The organism is Actinoplanes sp. NPDC049316, from assembly GCF_040677315.1.
Classification (GTDB): Bacteria; Actinomycetota; Actinomycetes; order Mycobacteriales; family Micromonosporaceae; genus Actinoplanes.
In genome coordinates, this window is record NZ_JBFAQM010000041.1 from 47,638 (window position 1) to 66,648 (window position 19,011).

Sequence of the window (19,011 nt, forward strand, 5' to 3'; positions counted from 1 at the left end):
CATGGACCTCACTGTGCTGCCCGTGCCGGACGGCGCCGCCGTGCCCGGCTTCGCCGGCCTGTCCTTCGACATCCCGGTCGAGCCGGTGCCGGTGCCGTCGGGCGTGGTGGTCCGCGCCGAGAACGCCTCCGACGAGGCGGGACACCTGATCTACGTGCACGGCGGCGGCTTCGAGCACCGGCATGCGCCGCTGATGAACCGGGCCGCGTACGAGTTCTCCCGGGCCACCGGCCGCCCGGTGCTGGTGGTGCACTACCGCCTCGCGCCGGCGCATCCGTACCCGCAGCCGCTCGACGACGTGCTGGCGGCGTACCGGGCGCTGGTGGGCTCCGGGGTGCCGGCAGCGAAGATCATCATGCTGGGGGAGTCGTCCGGGGCCACGCTGACGCTCTCGATGCTGCTGCGGCTCAAGGAGACGGGCGAGCAACTGCCGGCGGGAGTGCTGACCTGGTCCGCGGTCACCGACCTGGCGGTGACCGGTGCGTCGGTGGACGACTCGCCGAACGATCCGGTGACCAGGGAGCTGCTGACCCGGCTGATCGGGCGGTATCTCGGCGGCGCGCCGGGCGACCGGGCCCCGCAGTCCCCGCTGTACGGCGACCTGGCCGAGCTGCCGCCGCTGGTGATGGTGGTCGGCGGGGCGGAGGCGCTGCGGGACGACACCCTGCGCTTCGCGGAGAAGGCGTCCACCGCCGGTACGAAGGTCGAGGTCGACGTCTACGAGCAGATGCCGCACGTCTTCCAGACCGCGATCCTGGAGCCGGGCAACGCGCTGGGGCGCAGCCTCCTCGACAGGATCGCCCGGTGGGGCCGCGCCGGATGACGCGGCCCCCGGGAGTGGCTCAGTAGCGGTAGTGGTCGGGCTTGTACGGCCCCTCGACCGCCACGCCCAGGTACTCCGCCTGCTTCTTGGTGAGCTCGGTGAGCCGGACGCCGAGCGCGTCCAGGTGCAGCCGGGCGACCTTCTCGTCGAGGTGCTTCGGCAGGACGTAGACCTGCTTCTCGTACTCGTCCGGCTTGGTCCAGAGCTCGATCTGGGCCATCACCTGGTTGGTGAACGAGTTCGACATCACGAAGCTCGGGTGACCGGTGGCGTTGCCCAGGTTCATGAGCCGGCCCTCGGAGAGCACGAGGATCGCGTGCCCGTCCGGGAAGCGCCACTCGTGCACCTGCGGCTTGACCTCGACCTTCTCGATACCCGGCACCTTGGCGAGGCCGGCCATGTCGATCTCGTCGTCGAAGTGGCCGACGTTGCCGACGATCGCGTTGTGCTTCATCGCGGCCATGTGCTCGACCGTGATGATGTCGGTGCCGCCGGTCGTGGTGATGAAGATGTCGGCCTCGGAGACCACGTCCTCGATCCGGACGACCTGCATGCCGTCCATGGCCGCCTGCAGCGCGCAGATCGGGTCGACCTCGGTCACCACGACGCGGGCGCCCTGGCCGCGCAGCGTCTCGGCGGAGCCCTTGCCGACGTCGCCGTAGCCGCAGACCACGGCCAGCTTGCCGCCGAGCATCACGTCGGTGGCCCGGTTGAGGCCGTCGACCAGCGAGTGGCGGATGCCGTACTTGTTGTCGAACTTGCTCTTGGTGACCGAGTCGTTGACGTTGATCGCCGGGAACAGCAGCTCGCCGGTCTTGGCGAACTTGTAGAGCCGCGCCACGCCGGTGGTGGTCTCCTCGGTGACACCCTTGATCTCAGCGGCGATCTTGGTGAACCGCTGCGGGTCGGACGCCAGGCTGCGGCGCAGCGTGTCGAGGATGACCGTGTACTCGTGGCTGTCCTCGGCGGTGGTCGCGGGGACCGCGCCGGCCAGCTCGAACTCCCGGCCCTTGTGCACGAGCAGGGTGGCGTCGCCGCCGTCGTCGAGGATCATGTTCGGGCCGAGGCCGTCGCCGAAGTCGAACAGCTGCTCGGTGCACCACCAGTACTCCTCCAGCGTCTCGCCCTTCCAGGCGAAGACCGGCGTGCCGGAGGGGGCCTCGACCGTGCCCTCGGGGCCGACGACGATGGCCGCGGCGGCCTCGTCCTGGGTCGAGAAGATGTTGCAGGAGACCCAGCGGACCTGCGCGCCGAGCGCGACCAGGGTCTCGATCAGCACGGCCGTCTGGATGGTCATGTGCAGCGAGCCGGCGATGCGGGCGCCGCGCAGCGGCTGGGCCTCGCGGTACTCCTCGCGGATCGACATGAGGCCGGGCATCTCGTGCTCGGCGAGGCGCATCTGGTGCCGGCCGAACGGGGCCAGCGAGAGGTCGGCCACGGCGAAGTCGATGCCGTTGAGCTGCTGGAGCTGTGGTGACATGGAGAAGGGCACCCCCTCTTCAGGAGGCGCCCTTTCGACAGTGGCCCACGGGCCGAGCGTGGCGGACCGGCAGGTCCGTCGCAGCGCCTCTCGGCCAGGGGCAGCGCCGCTGGAGGGCGCCCGTCCACCATAGCGCCGTCGCTTCAAGATCGGGAATCGTCAGCCGCCGACGTGCCGCCGTTCGCGCTGGTCGTGCAGGGCCTTCTCGAACTGTGACGTGTCCCACTGCTCGGCCAGCGCCTGATGCATCAATTCGGCCTGTGTCTGCGGAGCCAGGCCGCCGATGGGCTGGTCACGGTCCAGGTCGGTGGGGAGGTTGGCCATGCGCTTGACGTCCGTGCTGCGGTTCGTACCCGCGCCGTGGAACACCGCCGGGTTGAAGAACGCGGCGTCGCCCTTCGTGAGCGGCAGCTGCACGTGGTTGCCCTCGGCCAGTTCGGCCGCCGCGGCCCGCCGGTCGGCCGCCAGGATCGTCCGGTCGTAGATCAGCACGTTGTGGTCGACGGCGGCGGCGAGCGGGTAGCCGGCCGCGTCCGTCGTCTGCTCCACCAGGACCCGCAGGTCCGCGAGGCGGCAGCCGGCCGCCGGCAACCAGGTCGTCATCTCGTCAGGCTAGGGGCTGAAACGCCATCAAAGACCCTTGAAACAACCTCAAAAACCCCTCATCGTGTACGGCGTGAAGCACCCGTACCGGATCCGCGAGATCGCCGCCCAGTCCGGCCTCAGCCCGGCCACTGTGGACCGGGTGCTGCACCGGCGCGGCGGGGTGCGCGAGAGCACCGTCCGGGAGGTCGAGCAGGCGATCGCTGATCTCGACCGGCAGCGGTCGCAGCTGCGCCTCGGCGGCCGCACGTTCATGATCGACGTGATCGTGCAGGCGCCGTCGCGGTTCTCGACCGGTGTCCGTGCCGCGCTCGAGGCCGAACTGCCCGGGCTGCGACCCGCCGTGATCCGGTCACGGTTCCACTTCCTCGACAGCGCGGGGGTGGGCGATCTGCTGGCGATGCTGGACAAGGTGGGGCGTACCAAGTCGCACGGGGTGATCCTCAAGGCGCCGGACGTGCCGGAGATCGTCGCCTCCGTCGCCCGCCTGGCGCGGCAGGGGACTCCCGTGGTGACGCTGGTGACGGACCTGCCGACCAGCGCGCGGGCCGCGTACGTCGGCATCGACAACCGGGCCGCGGGCGCCACCGCCGCGTACCTCATGCAGGAATGGCTGGCGGAGCGCTCCGGGGACGTGCTCGTGGTCCGCGGGCACGGCTCGTTCCGCGGCGAGGACGAGCGGGAGATGGGCTTCCGCGCGGAGATGCGCGCCCGGGCCGCGGGCCGGCGGCTGCTGGAGGTCGTCGACGAGGAGGACCGCGCCGACGCCGTCCACATCGGAATCCGCGAGGTGCTCGCCGGCAACCCTGCGGTCCGAGCCGTCTACTCCATGTACGCGGGCGCCGGCGGCAACGCGGCCGTGATCGACGCCTTCGACCGCTCCGGCCGACGCTACGACGTCTTCGTGGCGCACGACCTCGACGGCGAGAACACCGCCCTGCTGCGGCAGCGCCGCCTCTCCGCGGTGCTCCACCACGACCTGCGGCAGGACCTGCGCCGCGCCTGCCACGTGATCATGCAAGCCCAGGGCGCGCTGCCCGGACCCGTACGGTCGAACCCGTCGGCGATCCAGGTGATCACCCCGCACAACGCTCCGCCGGCAGAATTCTGAGATCGTCCGGCCGGACCTGTCCGATCGCGCCGCCGCCGTTCGTCACCGGGGTAGATCACCGATCGAGAAGAGGACGCGAGATGAAGTACATGATGTTCGTCTGCACCGACACCGAGCCCGAGACCGACGAGTCGCAGGTGCCCGACATCGAGCAGTGGGTCGCCGAGAACGACGCGGCCGGGCGGCGGCTCGAGGGCGACCGGCTCGCTCCGCCGTCGGCCGCCACCACCGTCCGGGTCCGCGGCGGGCAGCTGCTGCTCTCCGACGGCCCGTTCGCCGAGACCAAGGAGGTCATCGTGGGCTACGACATCCTCGAGTGCGCCGACCTGGACGAGGCGATCGAGGTCGCCCGCGCCCACCCGATGGCCTGGGGTGGCCGGATCGAGCTGCGGCCCTTCCCCGGCGCCTGATGGATCCGGCCGCCGGGTGCCCGTCCCCGGCCGCGACCTCCCCGGCCGCCGGGGCCGCGGCCGGGGTCCGGGTCGCCGTCGCCGAGGCCGTGGCGGACAGCCACGGCCGGATCGTGGCCGCGCTGATCCGGATCACCGGCGACTGGGACCTCGCCGAGGACTGCGCCCAGGAGGCGGTCACGGTCGCGCTGGAGCGGTGGCCGGCCGACGGCGTACCGGCCAACCCGGGCGGCTGGCTGATGACGGTCGCGCGCAACCGTGCGATCGACGTGCTGCGGCGCGCGACCGTCGAACGCCGCAAGCTCGCGGACCTCGCGGTGCTCACCGACCCGGCTCCCGAGCCGGCACCCGCGACCGACGACCGGCTGCGGCTGATCTTCACCTGCTGCCATCCCGCGCTGCCGCTGGAGGCCCGGGTCGCGCTGACTCTGCGTACGGTCGCCGGCGTGCCGACCGCGGACATCGCCCGGGCGTTCCTGGTCACCGAATCGACGATGACGCGGCGGCTCACCCGCGCCAAGGCGAAGATCGCGCAGGCGCGGATCCCGTACCGGGTGCCGTCCGGGCCCGCGCTGGCCGAGCGGCTGCCCGGCGTGCTCGCCGTGCTGTACCTGCTGTTCACGCGCGGCTACGACAGCGACGGCGAGCCGGCGTTCGCCGCGGAGGCGGTGCGGCTGGCCCGGCTCCTCGCCACGCTCATGCCCGGCGAACCCGAGGTCGTCGGGCTGCTGGCGCTCCTGCTGCTGCAGCACTCCCGCCGCGACGCGCGCCGCGACGACGAGGGCAACCTGCTCACGCTGGACCGGCAGGACCGCACCCGCTGGGACCACGACGCGATCGCCGAGGCGCTGCGGCTCCTGCCGGCGACCGACGGGCCGTACGCGCTGCAGGCCCGCATCGCCGCCTGCCACGCCGCCGGGACCACCGACTGGCCCCGCATCGCTCAGCTCTACGACCGGCTCGCGGAGCACCTGCCGTCACCGGTCGTGCGGCTCAACCGGGCCGTCGCGCACGGCTACGCGTACGGGCCGGCGGCCGGGCTCGAGCTGCTCGCGGCGGCGCGGGCCGGCGGCGGCCTGGACGACTACCCGCTGGCGGTGGCCGCCGAGGCCGATCTCACCGCACGCGCCGGCGACCGGGAGCGGGCCGTCGCACTTTTCGAACGGGCCGCCGCGGCCGCCCACTCCTACCCTGAGCGGCGGGCCCTGCTGACCCGCGCCGAGGAACTGTCCCGGAAGGACGATTGATGGAACCCACCGCCGAACTCAACGAGCAATTCAGCGAGCCGGGTGCCGCAGCGGTGCCGTGGAACAGGATCGAGCGGCTGCTCACGGATTCGGAGATGTTCTGGCTGTCGACCGTGCGCCCCGACGGCCGCCCGCACGTCACCCCGCTGCCCGCCGTCTGGTGGGAGGGCGTGCTGCACTTCTGCACCGGCGACCGGGAGCAGAAGTCGGCGAACCTGGTCCGCAACCCGGCGGTCGTGCTGACCACCGGGGTCAACCGGCTGCGCGAGGGCGTCGACGTCGTCGTCGAGGGCACGGCCGTACGGATCACCGACCGGCACCGGCTCACCGCGCTCGCCGGGCTGTGGAAGGCGAAGCTGGACTGGGACTACGAGGTCGGCTCCGACGCGTTCCGGGACCCCGACGGGCGCACCGGCTGGGTGTTCGGGGTCGCGCCGAAGAAGGTGCTGTCGTTCGCCAAGGCCCCGTATGCCCAGACCCGCTACCGGTTCAGCTAGCGAGGATCTCCCGCAGCCGTTCGGCGCTGCGGCGTACGTCCGCGACCGGCCCCTCGTCCTCCGGCTCGCGGTCCAGGATCGTGTCCTGTTCCAGCACCCACCAGCCGTCGTACCCGTGCCGCCGCAACGCCGCCGCGACCCGGGGGAAGTCGACGTCGCCGTCGCCGATCGGCCGGTACATGCCGGCGGCGACCGCCTCGGTGTACGTGAGCCGCCCGGCGCGCACCCGCTCGGCCAGCCCGGCGTCCACGTCCTTGGCGTGCACGTGTGCGATCCGGGCGCCGGCCCGCTCGGCCAGCTCGACCGGGTCCGTGCCGCCGATCAGCAGGTGGCCGGTGTCCAGGCACAGGGCGATCCGCGAACCGTCGAGCACCCGCCGGACGTCTTCCGGCGTCTCGACCATCGTGCCGACGTGTGGGTGCAGGACGGCGGTCAGGCCCCTCGCCCGTGCCGCCGCGGCGAGCCGGTCGAGGTTCGTCAGCACCCGCTTCCAGCCGTCGTCGTCCAGGCCCGGACGGTCGTCGTAGCCCTCGCCTCCGGTGGCCGCGGCGAGCACCACGGTGTCCGCGCCCGCGGCCACGAACCGGGCCAGATCCACCACCGGCTCGCCCTCGTGCAGCACCACCGGAACGAAGCCGCCGACCGCGGCGAGCCCGATCTCGCGCAGGATGTCGTCGGAGGGCAGGAAGCCGTCCGGGCCGAACTCGGTCGCGGTCAGCCCGATCTCCCGCATCTCCCGCAGCACCCGGCCGGCGGGCAACTGGTAGCCCCAGCCGGGCACCTCGCACACACCCCACGAGATGGGCGCTCCGGCGATCCTCATGCCGCACTCCTCACTTCGGTCATCCGTACGGGCCGGTGCTCCCGCAGCGACAAGGTGCACGCCTCGGCGATCCAGCCCGCCGCCACCGCGTCCGCGACCGTGCACGGGCTCTCCCGCGTACCGGCCACGACCTCGGTGAACGCCTCCAGTTCCCGCCGGTACGCCGCCGCGAAGCGGTCCATGAAGAACGAGTGCGGCGGGCCGGCCGGGAAGGACGTGCCCGGTTCCACCGAGCGCAGCGGCAGCCGGTCCTCCAGGCCCACCGCAATGCTGTCCTCGGTGCCGTGCAGCTCGAGGCGTACGTCGTACCCCCGGCCGTTGTAGCGGGTGTTGGACACCACCGCGAGCGTCTCGTCGTCGAGCGTGAGCACCGCGGCCGCCGTGGCGGCGTCGCCGCAGTCCGTGAACATGTCGTCGCCGCGGGCGCTGCCGGTCGCGTACACCTCGACGACCTCGCGGCCGGTCACGAACCGGATGATGTCGAAGTCGTGCACGCTGCAGTCGCGGAAGATGCCGCCGGAGGCGGCGAGGTAGGCGGCGGGCGGCGGCGAAGGGTCCAGCGTCGTCGACCGTACGGTGTGCAGCCGGCCCAGCTCTCCGGCGGCGACCGCCTCCCGTGCCGCGACGAAACCGGGATCGAACCGCCGGTTGTACCCGATCTGTACGGCCTTCCCGGCGCAGTGCCGCAGCACCTCCTCGGCCTCCGCGGCGCCCCGGGCCACCGGCTTCTCGCAGAAGACGGGCAACCCCGACTCGACCGCCGCGAGGATCAGCTGCGGATGCGCATCGGTCGCGGTGGCGATGACCACACCGTCCACATCGCTGCGTAGCAGGTCGGCGGGGCCGGCGGCGGCCTCGGCGCCGACCTTGGCGGCGATCCGTTCGGTGGTGGCGGGCAGAACATCCGTCACGACCAGTTCGACGCCGGACAGCGAGCTCAGCGTCTCGGCATGGAACGCGCCGATCCGGCCCAGCCCGATCAGTCCGATGCGCATCGGTCCATCCCTCCGCCGAGCGGCGTGCTCACGTTCGAGGATGCGAGCGGACCCGCGAGGTCACAAGCGCCCGTGCCCATCAAAAACACCTCAGTCTGAGGGTTTGTCCGGCCTGCGGCGGATCGGCCGAAAGTCGCAGGGGGACCGGGGGAGATCCGGCTCGGAGCCGATGCGCGGACCCGGCCCGCACGGCCAAGCTCGGTGTCGTTGAGAAGCCTCGCGGAGGCGTCGACCGGAAGGACCGCCATGACCATCGACGACGACAACCGGCCCGCGCGGCAGCGGGTCACGCTGACCGGGATCAGTTCCCGGGCCTGGGAGCACCCCGCCGACCGCGGCGCGCTGACCGCCCTGCGGGAGCTGCGCGGCTTCGACGACGTGGTGAAGGCGTTCTTCGGCATGTGGAACGAGCGCGGGTTCCGCCTGCAGTATCTGGCCGGCTCGATCCGCGTCGACCACCGGCAGTATCCGCGCGTCTACCAGCGCTTCACCGAGGCGGCGACCACCCTCGACGTGGCCGAGCTGCCCGACCTGTACGTCACCCAGGACCCGATCATCCACGGCCGTGCGATCGGCATGGACCGGCCGTTCATCGTGATCACCACGGCTGCGGTCGAGAAGCTCGACGACGACGAGCTGCGTGCTTTGCTGGGCCACGAGATCGGTCACGTCCGCAGCGGGCACGCGGTCTACAAGACGATCATGATGATCCTGACCCGCTGGGCCACCAACGTCAGCTGGATCCCCATCGGCGCCATCGCGCTGCGCGCCATCATCGTGGCGATGTACGAGTGGTGGCGCAAGGCCGAGCTCTCCGCCGACCGCGCGGGCCTGCTCGCCGGCCAGGACCCGTCCGCCTCCATCCGCCTGCTGATGAAGATGGCCGGTGGTGGCGACCTCTCCCAGATCGACACGGCCGCGTTCCTCGAGCAGGCCGCCGACTACGAGGGCGGCGGCGACCTGCGCGACAGCATCCACAAGATCGGCATGACGGCGTGGAGCAGTCACCCCGTGCCCGTGGCCCGGGCCTCGGAGCTGCGCAAGTGGGTCGACTCCGGCGACTACGCCCGCATCCTCGGCGGCGACTACGACCGCCGCGACACCGACGGCAACGCCTCGGTCACCGGCGACGTCAAGGCCGCGGCCTCGCACTATCGCGAAACCTTCGAGAACTCGCAGGACCCGCTGGTCTCCCTGGCCCGCCGGGTCACCGGCGGAGCAGCGGACCTCGGCGACTGGGCCGGCACCCAGGCCGGAAGGGCCCGCAACTGGGCCGGCACGGCCGCCGACGCCGCGGCACGCGCCGCCCGCCGCACCACCCGCCCGGCCGACGAGCCCGGCCCGGCCGGCGACACGCCGCCGGCTTCCTGACGCCGGTCCGGGGCGTCGCCGGCTTCTTCAGCCCCGGGCCGGCGACGCCCCGCCGGTCTTCCACGACCGGCACACCTGCCGGCAGCTTCTCCGCTCCCTGTGCCGCTGTCCTTCTGCCGAGTCCCCCGCAGCCCGGCGACCGTCCGGCGGCCGGGCTCCGGAAGACTGGGCCGATGGGCGAGGTCGTCGTCGGGTTCGCGGCCGGGCTGCTCATCGCCGTCCTCACCACGCCGGTCGGTGTCTCCGGTGCGGTCTTCCTGCTGCCCGTCCAGCTCAGCGTGCTCGGGGTGCCCAACCCCGCGGTCACCCCGACCAACCTGCTGTTCAACGTCGTCTCCGGCCCGGGCGCGCTCCTGCGGTACGGCCGCCGCGGCGCGCTCACGGGCCCACTGACCCGGCTCATGCTGACCGGCACGCTGCCCGGCGTGATCATCGGTGCGGTCATCCGCGTGTACGCCGTCCCCGGCCCGCGCGCCTTCCGGATCATCGTGGCCGCGTTGCTGCTTCCGCTGGGGGCGTGGCTCTGTGCCCGTACGGTCAAACCCGCCGGCCCGGCCCGCGCCGAGCCGGCGCCCGCACCGCGCAGCGTGACCCTGCTGTCCTTGATCGTCGGGGTGGTGGGCGGGATCTACGGCATCGGCGGCGGCTCGATCCTCGGGCCGATCCTGGTCGGCCGCGGCATGCCGGTCGCGGTGGTCGCACCGGCCGCGCTCGCCTCGACCTTCGTCACATCCGTCGCGGGCGCCGCCGCTTACGCGCTGCTCGCCCTCGGCGAAGGCGGCGAGATCGCGCCGCACTGGGTGGTCGGCCTGTCCTGCGGTGTCGGCGGCCTGCTCGGCGGCTACCTCGGGGCCCACCTGCAACCGCGGATGCCGGAGAAAGGGCTGCGGCTGCTGCTCGGCGGCATGGCGATCAGCGTGGCCGGGCTGTATGTGGGGCTCACGATCGCAAATTAGGATGGGCGCGTGCAGACCCGGGCCGGAACCCCACGACCGATCACCCGCTACGGCAACCCCGTCCTCCACCGCCGCTGCGCCGACGTGACGGAGTTCGACGAGGCGTTGCAGCAGCTCATCGCGGACATGTTCGCCAGCATGGCCGCCGCCGACGGCGTCGGCCTCGCGGCCAACCAGATCGGCGTCGACGCCCGGGTCTTCGTGGTCGACTGCCCCGACGACACGGGTACGAACGTCGTCGCGCACGTGGTCAACCCGGTGCTGCACCTCCCGATCGACCGCGGCCTCGACGTCGACAGCGAAGGCTGCCTCTCGGTCCCCGGCGTCCGCGCGGACATCGGCCGCCCGGCCACGGCGCACGTCACCGGCGTCGACATGCACGGGGAGCCGGTGCGGATCGACGGCACGGGCTTGCTGGCGCGCTGCCTGCAGCACGAGACGGACCACCTGGACGGCTTGCTGTACGTGGACAAGCTACCGGCGAAGCAGCGGAAGAAGCTGCTGGCGCAGAGCGCCGAGGCTCCCGGCGTGGGCGTGCCGGAGTAACGCTGACCGGCGGATTCGTCACGCTGACCGGTGGCCCGGCCGCCCTGACCGGCGGATTCACCGTCCCGACCGGCCGGGCACACATCGGCATTTCGGCGCGAGACGATGATCGACGGTACGGATGGACAACAACCGCGCCGGTCGATACTCTTTCCTACGACGCCGTTGCGAGTTCTTCCCCCGTGGAATTCGCAGCGGCGCTCCTATTTTCCGGGGTCGGCGGCGCAGCCTTCCCCTCCTCGTCAGGCTGCGTGGATCGGGATTCTGGTGTAACCGCGGATCGCCAAGCTGTCCCGCCGCTCGGGTTCGCCGGCGAAGGCGAGCTCCGGGAAGCGGTCGGCCAGCGCCGGCAACGCGATCTGCGCCTCGAGCCGGGCCAGCGGCGCGCCCAGGCAGTAGTGGATGCCCCCGCCGAAAGACAGCGGCGCGTTGTCAGGGCGGGTGAGATCGAGCCGGTCCGGGTCCTGGAACCGTTGCGGGTCGCGGTTGCCCGCCCCGAGGTACGCGACGATGCGTTCGCCTCCTGAGATCCCTACCCCAGCGATGTCGACGTCGTCCCAGGCGACCCGGCTGAGCAGCTGCACCGGGCTGTCGTACCGGAGAAGCTCCTCGACCGCGGCCGGCGCGAGACCGGCGTCCTTGCGCAGCAGCGCGAGCTGCTCGGGGTTGCGCAGCAGCGCGACCAGGCCGTTGCCCAGCAGGTTCGTCGTGGTCTCGAACCCGGCGGCGAACAGCAGGCCGGCCATCGTCAACAGCTCGTCGTCGGTGAGTTTCTCGCCGTCCTCCTCGGCCGCGACCAGCGCGCTGATCAGGTCGTCGGTCGGCTCGCGACGCCGCTCGGCGACCAGGCCGCTCAGATACTCCCGGATCCTGGCGGCCGCCGGGTCGGCCGTCTCCAGCACCTCCGGCGTGATGACCTCGAGGACCTGCGTCCAGTCGCGGACCAGCCCCTGGAACTGGGCGCGGTCCGGCTCCGGCACGCCGAGCAGCTCGCCGATCACATTGACGGGCAGCGGGAAGGCGAACGCCTCGATGAAGTCGACCTCGCCGCTCATCCGGCTCAGCAGATCACCGACCATCTCGGCGATCCGGGGCTGCAGCGCCTGCACCCGCCGCGCGGTGAACGACGAACTGACCAGGCGACGCAGGCGCGTGTGGTCCGGCGGATTGAGCGTGAGAATGCTGGTGAACAACTGCCGCAACGCCGGATGCTCTTCCCACCCGGGACTGACGAATTCGATCATGTGCGAGGGCATGTGCCCCAGCCGCGGGTCGCGGGTGACCGCAACGCAATCGGCATGCCGGGTCACCACCAGCGCCCCGTCGTCGGCCCGGACCAGCGGAGAGATCTCCCGCAGCCGGTGATATCGAGGGTACGGGTCCTCGCGCCCCTCCAACCGCGTCAACTCGTCGAGCAGTGTCGATGTCTCGGGACTCTCCACGATGTCCGTCATGGTGCCGAGCCTACCGGCGGGTTGAGTGACGTACGTCCATGGTTTACGCTCGGCCGCAGTGTCATAAATCTGAGTTTACGGTCGTTCGCGACGTCCGACATCGGGGGATGTGCAGCCGTACGGTTGCTCATGGACGTCGATGCAGCGACCGGTTTTCGTCGGTATGATCCGCACGTTCGGCGGTTGGTTTTTCGGCTTCCGGGTCGCATGGTCACCAGGTGGGCGCCGTTGGCCACTTGGTTGTCGGAGTTGCTTGGTCGTCGGGTCGCTTGGCTGTCGGGTCGCTTGGCTGTCGGGTCGCATGGCGGGTCGCTTGGCGGGTCGCTGGTTCGGCCTAGAGGCTGCTTCGTCGCTTCGTCGCTTCGTCGCTTCGTCGCTTCGTCGCTTCGTCGCTTGGCCGTCTGGTGGACGTTCGGTCGGCGGGTGATCGGGTCAGCTGGGCTGCTTGGCCGGCTCGGTGGCAGGTCGCCCGGTAGCTCGGTCGTCGAGGGCTTGGCGGCCGGGCGCGTCGTTCCGTGCCGGCGGCGCGCTACGTCACGCCACGTGGTCCGGGCGAGAGGGGAAGGGCATGCCCCGCGAGTTCTCCATCGCCGACAAACTCGACCGCCTCTTCAAGCAGGTCCGCCCCGCGGGCCAAGGCGAGTTCAGCTACATGGCCGTAGCCGAGGCCATCCGCGCCGACCAGGGCATCCAGATCTCCCACACGTACATCTGGCAGCTGCGCACCGGCCGTCGCGACAACCCGACGGTCCAGCACCTGAGAGGCCTCGCAACATTCTTCGGCGTACCGGTCGCCTACTTCCTCGACGACGACGAAGCCCGCAAGATCGACGACCAGCTCGCCCTGCTCCGAACACTGCGCGACGCCCAGGTCACCGAGATCGCGCTGCGCGCGGCGGACGTTTCCCCGAGCAGCCGGAACACCATCGGCGAGCTCGTACGCAAGGTCTGGGAGCTGGAGCGGGACCGCGCCAAGGGGAACGAGTGAGCGTGCGCTGAGGCTTGCGGCATGTCGGGCGCTTCGCCGCTGCCATGTGCCCCGCATGACCTCTCCTGAGTCCGCGTCGTCTTGTGTCGCTCGTTGTGTCATCGCCGGTCCGTTGCCGGTCATCCGGTACGGGCGACGCGGCCGGCCCCTGCGTATGCCGAGGAACGAGTAGCGCGACCGGGCCGCGGAGCCGGCGCTGCATGCGCGGTGCGGAGCTGGCGCTGCATGCGCGGTGCGGAGCTGGCGCTGCATGCGCGGTGCGGAGCTGGCGCTGCATGCGCGGCGCGGATGGCTGCAGCGCGCGGTCCGCTATGGCTGTTTCCTAACCCGGGGCGACGGAATGCAGGCGGGCGAAGGCTTTCGGCTCGTCTCGAAGGTGGGCGGCGCTGACCGCGCTCAGCCAGGTGATCTCGTCCGCCAGGTCGCCGCCTATGTCCGTCCAATGCCTGTCGGCGAGGTCGGTCGGTTGCTTGCTGATCGCGTCGGCGGCATGCCCGCTCTTGGCGACGGCGTCTGCTGTGGCCGGGGTCGGGGTGTTCTCAGCTGTTGTGGCCGCGTTCAGGGTGCTGGTGGTCGGGCCCGCGGTGGTTGCGGCGCGGTGCCGGTTGAGGGCGAGCGCAATTCCGCACGCTTCCACGAGCGTCGGCGTCGCGCGATCGCCGAGGAACGCTCGAGCGTTCGCGAAGGCGTCACTCGGCAGGTAGTCGCGCAGGGCCAGTAGCCCGTCACGGATCTCGATGACTCTCCGGTAGAGCCGCAACTGGACGTCTTCGACCCCAGCCAGCTCGACGATCGCACGCCGGCGTGAGAACAGGATGACCTCAGGGAACGTTCGACGCATTGTTCGCCACAATGGAGCGAGCGCCCGAAGCGAGCGGTAGGCGCGTACCAATGAACGAAGCTTGCCGGTCGCCGGCACAGCGGCACCGATCACCGCGACGATTGTGGCGATGGCGCGGACCGCGTTGGCGATCGGTTCGACCGCGTCGACCTTTGTCGTCACATCGAAAGCGTGCAGGACGATGAGCGCGGTCTTGAAGATCGCGTACAGGGCAATCACAAGAGTGCCCGCAGCCATGGCGTTCAGGCCTTGTCGTAAAAGGCCGGGGGGCGCCGAACGGCGTACGCGCCAGAACAGCCTGCTCGTGATGGCCAGGACGGTGCCCAGATATCCGTTCAACACGATCCAGTACGCGGTCACTTCCGGTGCGATGGCCGTACCGGAAAGCTCGGTGACCTTCGTTGTGATGCCATCCGGCGCGACGATGCACAGGGTCAGCATGGTCGTGAGCACTCCGGCCACGAGCAGCGTCTGGTAGGCCGCGGCGCGCGGCCGCGCGGAGTAGTACGCCGTGATGAGAGAGATGAAGCGGAGCAGAAAGAAGCCGGCCGTCACGCCGAGGAAATGTGGAATCACTTGCGGCTGGGCGACGAAGTCGGCGAGTAGGCCGTTCACTCCCGGCGTGGCGACGGTCTTCGTCAACGCCAGCGCAAGCAGAGTCGCCCACATCGCTCGTTGCTGCGTGTCGCGCCACAGTGTTGGCAGGCGGATCAGGACGGTGCCCCAGAGCAGGACGAGGAGAACGCCCGTCAGCGCGCCGTTCAAGGCCGGAAATTGAGGACGTCGGCGACTCGACTCAGAGTGCCGCCGGGCAGGTCCGAGGGGGCCTCCGGCTCCGCAGCTCGCGCGCGGATCAGGGAGGCGAGCATCTCCGCTTCGCGCTCCTGGTAGGTCGTGTAGGCGACCCGGCCGAGCACGGTCTGTACCGTACGCGGATCCAGATCCGGCATCAGCCGCCCCAGCGCGCCGCCGCTCACATCCAGCCCGGTCATGTGCCTGCTCAACATGTGCGCAAGCTCGTGCAAGACGATGTGCTCGGCGTGGATCCGCGAGGTGCCGGGATCGTAGAAGACGTAGTCGGCGGTGGGCACCGAGATCCACAGTCCGCAGGGAGCCCCGGCATTCAGTCCGGGCATCGGCTGGAGCGTCAGTGGTCGGCCTCGGTGAGCAGCGACGACCGCACAGAACGCGTCCAGATCGAACGGCTGCGGTATGGAAACGCCCTGAAGGCGACGCTCGCAGCGCCTGCGCAGCCGACTCACCCGATCCCCTCGGTCTCGGTCTATCGGTTCGCAAGGCTACCCCGATCTGTCATCACGCCGACCGGGCATTTCCGCGTTCAGGGCTGGGACATGCCATTCGAGGCGCGATCCGGGGAGAGCTGGGCTTCCTCCGCCGCCGCCGTCGGCCTCGCCGGGCTGCACGCGGCCGAGCGGTGACATTGCATGGCGAGGACTACGGACTCCGGGATCTGACGGTGTCGCGGTTTGGTGCTGGCTGTGGCTTTCCCGGGTGGTCGGTGTGGTGGGGTGGTGCTGGCTGTGGCTTTCCCGGGTGGTCGGTGTAGTGGTGTGGCGGTGGCTGTGGTTTCCCCGGCCAGGTGGTGTGGCGGTGTGGTGTGCGGTCGATCCGGTCCAGGGGTGGGCCGGTGCGGTGCTGGAGCCTGCGGGTAGCCGTACTTCGAAGCGGCACCCGGCCTCGGTGTTGTGCGCGTGAACCTGGCCGCCGTGTGCCTCGACCAGCCCGCGGACGATGGCCAGCCCGAGACCGCCGCCGGTGGCCTCCTCGTGGGGGCGTGGCGTACGGGCGCGTTCACCTCGGAATGCCACGTCGAAGACCCGGGGAAGGTCGGTTTCGGGGATGCCGCCGCAGGTATCCGAGACCGACAACCAGACGTCGCCGTGCCCGGTGCCTGCCGCAATTTCCACCGTCCCGTTGCGAGGCGTGTAGCGCACACTGTTCACCAGGAGGTTCGACACGACGCGCGTCAGCTCCGGTTCACTGGCCGTTGCTGTCGGCCAGGCGGACTCCCGAGTGAGAATGCGAACCCCTCGCTGAGCCGCCAAAGGATTGGTGGTGGCGATGGCATCCGACACGACGTCGCGCAGGGCGACGCTCGACATCTTGAGTTGCAGCGCACCGGCGTTGATGCGGCTGAGCTCGAACAGATCATCGACCAGCTGGCTCATGCGGTCCGTCTCTGTACGGATCCGCCTGTGATACTCGGCCACCGTCACGGGGTCACTGACCACATTGTCCTCGAGCGCCTCGGCCATCGCCCGAAGCCCGGCGAGCGGCGTCCGGAGGTCGTGCGAGACCCAAGCGACGAGTTCCCGGCGGCTTGCTTCCATCTGGCGCTCTCGCTCACGTGCCTGCACGGACCAGACCGACGCGGCGGCGAGCCGGCGGCCGAACGTGGCGCCCACCGCGAGACTGACCGCGGCCGAAGCGAGCACCGTGATGAGCACGACCTGCAGGTCGTGCGCCGAGAGGAACATCGCCTGCGCGACCGCGGCGACCCCGGCGACGACAGACGCCACCGTGATCGTGAGCATCACGCAGATGTGCATGATGATCGATCGGTGACGCAGCAGCCGCAGCGAGACCTCGCCGATGAGGCCGACAACCGTCCCGGCGGCCAGGGCGTACAGGCCGATAAGCACAAGGTCACGCACGGCTGGTCACCCTCTCGTACCGGTATCCGGCGCCGTACGACGTCAGGATGCGCTGCGGTGAGCCGGTATCAGGCTGGATCTTGGCGCGGAGTCGCGCCATGGCCGTGGTGACCGTCCCGGCTTCGCCGACCGACCACCCCCACACCTTCTCCAAGAGCTGTTGATGGCTCCAGGTGCGTCCCGGGTGCGCCATGAGGAAAGCCAGCAGATCGAAATCACCCTTGGTGAGCTTGACCGGTGCGCCGCCGATGGTGGCGACGCGCCGTGAGGTGTCCACGATCAGATCTCCGTCGACGAGCACGGGATGGGGCTTGTCCGTCTGAGCGGCCCTCCGCAGGATCGACCGGATCCGAAGCGTCAGCTCGCGCGGGGAAAAGGGCTTGGTCACGTAGTCGTCAGCGCCGACCTCGAGACCTGCGACCCGATCGGGCTCCTCCCCGAGGGCAGTGAGCATGAGAACAGGCAGTTCAGGTGCGTCCTTGCGCAGCCGCCGACACACTTCCAGGCCGTCGATCCCGGGCATCATCAGGTCAAGCACGACAAGATCTGGCATTTCGGCCGCCGCCGCCGCGAGTGCGGCCTCGCCGTTGCCGACCAGCCGGACGCGGCAGCCGTCCTGCTCCAGGTAGCGCCGGACGACGTCGCTGATGGTCGGATCGTCGTCCACGACCAGTACGTGGTGAGTCACGAGAGCGACGCTACCCATCGGATGCCGCCCGAGGGGCCTTCTGGCTTCTTACAGTGTTCTGACGGATCCGGATGAGACGCCGGATGAGCATGGCCAGCAGCGTCGTGCCCCAGATTATGGTCAACACCAGAACCAGGCCGAAACCGTACGACAGAGGCAAAGCGGACGGATTGTCGGTGCTCCGACCGTAGCCGAGCACGAATGGCAGAGCCACGACGGTTACCGCCAGACTGATGACGGCGGCGGCACGGACAAGATGACTGGCTCGGTTCATGGCTGCGCCCGCGGCGATGACCAGGGGCATGAAGATGCCGTCATGGCCGGCGAGCGCAGCGACCAGGAACAACACGACCCCTCCCAGCTTGAGCCCTGGGTCCGTCGCGCTCCCGAAGACCGCGTAACCCATCACCAGGCCGCCGGCGATGATCAGCACTCGTCTGGTGTTACGCAGTCCCCCAGAGGCTCGCCGCCCCTTCACCGACGGTCCCTTCTCTCGCCGAAGGCTGGCCGGTGGAGGCCCTACCTGGTCCTCGTGACGGTCGGGTGCCGCTTGACGGCCGTTCTGCGAGGCGTCGCTTCGATCGGATGTCATGTGTGCCGCCGAAGGGTGATGCGACCGACCCACTTCGTCTGCAGTACGCCTGGCCGGTTCGGGGCGATCAGTCGTGCCGGGTAGCCATGGTCCAGGTGCAGAGGCGCGCCGTTGAGCCGCAGTGCGATCAAGGTCCAGTCATCCCGGACATGGGTGGGCGCCACGGTGGAAACGCGGTACCGGCCGGCCCGTTCCAAGGACTCCACTTCGGCGGACGTTTCGGCCGGATCGAGGCCGACCAGCCGGGCCAGATCATTGAGGCGTACGCCGCTCCACGTCCCGGTCGCGCTCCAGCCCTCGACGCAGGCGATCGGTAGAACCACCGTGTGCTGAGTCAACGCGCCAAGCTCGGCCAGAGACAACGTGAGCTCGTTCTGCGGTCCCGTCACCACGAGCCGGTACGCGGGACTCATGGCAAGATCTCGCACCCCGGCACCGGCAGCCGTCTTGTTCACCGGTAGGCCCTGCGGCCCGACGGTGGGACGCCGGGGCGCCAAAACGGAAACCGGGCTCAGCGGCGCCACGGTCTGACCGACCGTCGCCAACGTGATCACCCCAGCCGCGGTGCTGACCGTCCCGAGCAGCTCACGCCGGGTAAGGCCGCCCGCTTGCTCAGGCTCGCTTCGGCGGGCGAGGGCTTCCCTGATGGTGGGCAACTTGACGCCGAGATGGACGAGTAAGGCCCCGACAGCCAGCCATGCCCCCCAGTAATGCCCGGTGGTGAAGAAGAAGGGGAGCGCGTCGTACCAGCGAGAGATGTTGATCAGCCCACCCACGACCTGGAAGAGGGCTGCCGCGACCAGCGCCGCGATGCTCTGTCAATGGCCAATCAGTTCGCCCCAGAGGCGGCCAGTAGTCGTCCCCGCTGGCGGCCACGGATTTCTCCCCGCTGGCGGCCAGATAAGTTCCCC

The 19,011-nt window shown here is 70.5% G+C and carries 19 protein-coding genes, 1 pseudogene and 1 riboswitch; of the genes and pseudogenes, 9 read left to right on the plus strand and 11 right to left on the minus strand.

Annotation, left to right across the window (positions count from 1 at the left end):
- The first annotated feature begins 1 nt into the window (after position 1).
- Positions 2-823 carry an alpha/beta hydrolase gene (locus AB0K03_RS37690; RefSeq protein ID WP_364695777.1) on the plus strand — a complete coding sequence of 274 codons (822 nt, stop codon included), beginning with the start codon at positions 2-4 and terminating at the stop codon, positions 821-823.
- 19 nt (positions 824-842) lie between these two features.
- Here the strand turns inward: AB0K03_RS37690 and ahcY are convergent, their stop codons facing one another.
- Both ahcY and AB0K03_RS37700 read right to left on the minus strand, forming a co-directional pair.
- A complete protein-coding gene (gene ahcY / locus AB0K03_RS37695; protein ID WP_364695780.1) occupies positions 843-2,303 on the minus strand; it encodes an adenosylhomocysteinase in 1,461 nt (486 codons plus the stop codon).
- A gap of 17 nt (positions 2,304-2,320) precedes the next feature.
- Positions 2,321-2,401: riboswitch (S-adenosyl-L-homocysteine riboswitch) on the minus strand.
- Positions 2,402-2,462: 61 nt separating this feature from the next.
- Positions 2,463-2,906: a phytanoyl-CoA dioxygenase family protein gene (locus AB0K03_RS37700; protein WP_364695783.1), complete on the minus strand. Its 444-nt coding sequence runs from the start codon at positions 2,904-2,906 to the stop codon at positions 2,463-2,465.
- A 73-nt stretch (positions 2,907-2,979) separates the two neighbouring features.
- Here AB0K03_RS37700 and AB0K03_RS37705 point away from each other — a divergent pair, with 73 nt between their 5' ends.
- From AB0K03_RS37705 to AB0K03_RS37720, 4 genes are all read left to right on the plus strand, one after another.
- The gene (locus AB0K03_RS37705) at positions 2,980-4,017 is read left to right on the plus strand and encodes a LacI family DNA-binding transcriptional regulator (protein WP_364695786.1); all 1,038 of its coding nucleotides are present in this window, start codon (positions 2,980-2,982) and stop codon (positions 4,015-4,017) included.
- An 80-nt stretch (positions 4,018-4,097) separates the two neighbouring features.
- Positions 4,098-4,427: a YciI family protein gene (locus AB0K03_RS37710; RefSeq protein ID WP_364695789.1), complete on the plus strand. Its 330-nt coding sequence runs from the start codon at positions 4,098-4,100 to the stop codon at positions 4,425-4,427.
- A complete protein-coding gene (locus AB0K03_RS37715) occupies positions 4,427-5,674 on the plus strand; it encodes a sigma-70 family RNA polymerase sigma factor (RefSeq protein ID WP_364695791.1) in 1,248 nt (415 codons plus the stop codon). Before AB0K03_RS37710 ends, AB0K03_RS37715 begins: the two co-directional genes overlap by 1 nt.
- Positions 5,674-6,171 carry a pyridoxamine 5'-phosphate oxidase family protein gene (locus AB0K03_RS37720; protein ID WP_364695794.1) on the plus strand — a complete coding sequence of 166 codons (498 nt, stop codon included), beginning with the start codon at positions 5,674-5,676 and terminating at the stop codon, positions 6,169-6,171. Before AB0K03_RS37715 ends, AB0K03_RS37720 begins: the two co-directional genes overlap by 1 nt.
- On the opposite strand, the gene AB0K03_RS37725 is transcribed toward AB0K03_RS37720, so the two are convergent.
- Together AB0K03_RS37725 and AB0K03_RS37730 are read right to left on the minus strand one after the other, a co-directional pair.
- Positions 6,164-6,994: a TIM barrel protein gene (locus tag AB0K03_RS37725; protein ID WP_364695797.1), complete on the minus strand. Its 831-nt coding sequence runs from the start codon at positions 6,992-6,994 to the stop codon at positions 6,164-6,166. The two genes, AB0K03_RS37720 and AB0K03_RS37725, sit on opposite strands and share 8 nt — an antisense overlap.
- Complete coding sequence (locus tag AB0K03_RS37730; RefSeq protein ID WP_364695800.1) at positions 6,991-7,989, minus strand: Gfo/Idh/MocA family oxidoreductase; 999 nt, start codon at positions 7,987-7,989, stop codon at positions 6,991-6,993. The genes AB0K03_RS37725 and AB0K03_RS37730 overlap by 4 nt, the downstream gene beginning before the upstream one ends.
- Positions 7,990-8,235: 246 nt before the next feature.
- On the opposite strand from AB0K03_RS37730, the gene AB0K03_RS37735 reads away from it, so the two are divergent.
- The 3 genes from AB0K03_RS37735 (at position 8,236) to def (ending at position 10,862) form a co-directional block, all read left to right on the plus strand.
- A complete protein-coding gene (locus tag AB0K03_RS37735) occupies positions 8,236-9,360 on the plus strand; it encodes a M48 family metallopeptidase (protein WP_364695803.1) in 1,125 nt (374 codons plus the stop codon).
- 173 nt (positions 9,361-9,533) lie between these two features.
- Positions 9,534-10,316 (plus strand): sulfite exporter TauE/SafE family protein, encoded by a 783-nt coding sequence (locus AB0K03_RS37740; RefSeq protein WP_364695806.1) that lies wholly within the window; start codon positions 9,534-9,536, stop codon positions 10,314-10,316.
- Positions 10,317-10,325: 9 nt separating this feature from the next.
- Positions 10,326-10,862 carry a peptide deformylase gene (gene def, locus AB0K03_RS37745; protein ID WP_364695809.1) on the plus strand — a complete coding sequence of 179 codons (537 nt, stop codon included), beginning with the start codon at positions 10,326-10,328 and terminating at the stop codon, positions 10,860-10,862.
- 242 nt (positions 10,863-11,104) lie between these two features.
- On the opposite strand, the gene AB0K03_RS37750 is transcribed toward def, so the two are convergent.
- Positions 11,105-12,316 carry a cytochrome P450 gene (locus AB0K03_RS37750; RefSeq protein WP_364695812.1) on the minus strand — a complete coding sequence of 404 codons (1,212 nt, stop codon included), beginning with the start codon at positions 12,314-12,316 and terminating at the stop codon, positions 11,105-11,107.
- A 568-nt stretch (positions 12,317-12,884) separates the two neighbouring features.
- Between AB0K03_RS37750 and AB0K03_RS37755 the strand changes: the two genes are divergently transcribed.
- Positions 12,885-13,304: a helix-turn-helix domain-containing protein gene (locus tag AB0K03_RS37755; protein ID WP_364695815.1), complete on the plus strand. Its 420-nt coding sequence runs from the start codon at positions 12,885-12,887 to the stop codon at positions 13,302-13,304.
- A gap of 322 nt (positions 13,305-13,626) precedes the next feature.
- On the opposite strand, the gene AB0K03_RS37760 is transcribed toward AB0K03_RS37755, so the two are convergent.
- The 6 genes and pseudogenes from AB0K03_RS37760 to AB0K03_RS37785 form a co-directional block, all read right to left on the minus strand.
- Entirely contained in the window at positions 13,627-14,910 is a 1,284-nt protein-coding gene (locus tag AB0K03_RS37760) for an MAB_1171c family putative transporter (RefSeq protein WP_364695818.1), read from the minus strand.
- The gene (locus AB0K03_RS37765; protein ID WP_364695821.1) at positions 14,907-15,407 is read right to left on the minus strand and encodes a hypothetical protein; all 501 of its coding nucleotides are present in this window, start codon (positions 15,405-15,407) and stop codon (positions 14,907-14,909) included. The genes AB0K03_RS37760 and AB0K03_RS37765 overlap by 4 nt, the downstream gene beginning before the upstream one ends.
- Positions 15,408-15,812: 405 nt before the next feature.
- Positions 15,813-16,820, minus strand: a pseudogene (locus AB0K03_RS37770) (ATP-binding protein); the annotation flags it as partial.
- Positions 16,813-17,508: a response regulator transcription factor gene (locus AB0K03_RS37775; RefSeq protein WP_364695824.1), complete on the minus strand. Its 696-nt coding sequence runs from the start codon at positions 17,506-17,508 to the stop codon at positions 16,813-16,815. The pseudogene AB0K03_RS37770 and the gene AB0K03_RS37775, both read right to left, overlap by 8 nt.
- A 10-nt stretch (positions 17,509-17,518) precedes the next feature.
- Positions 17,519-17,941, minus strand: coding sequence for a hypothetical protein (locus AB0K03_RS37780; protein WP_364695827.1), 423 nt, complete (start codon positions 17,939-17,941; stop codon positions 17,519-17,521).
- A gap of 155 nt (positions 17,942-18,096) precedes the next feature.
- Positions 18,097-18,876 carry a molybdopterin-dependent oxidoreductase gene (locus AB0K03_RS37785; protein WP_364695830.1) on the minus strand — a complete coding sequence of 260 codons (780 nt, stop codon included), beginning with the start codon at positions 18,874-18,876 and terminating at the stop codon, positions 18,097-18,099.
- Positions 18,877-19,011 lie beyond the last annotated feature (135 nt).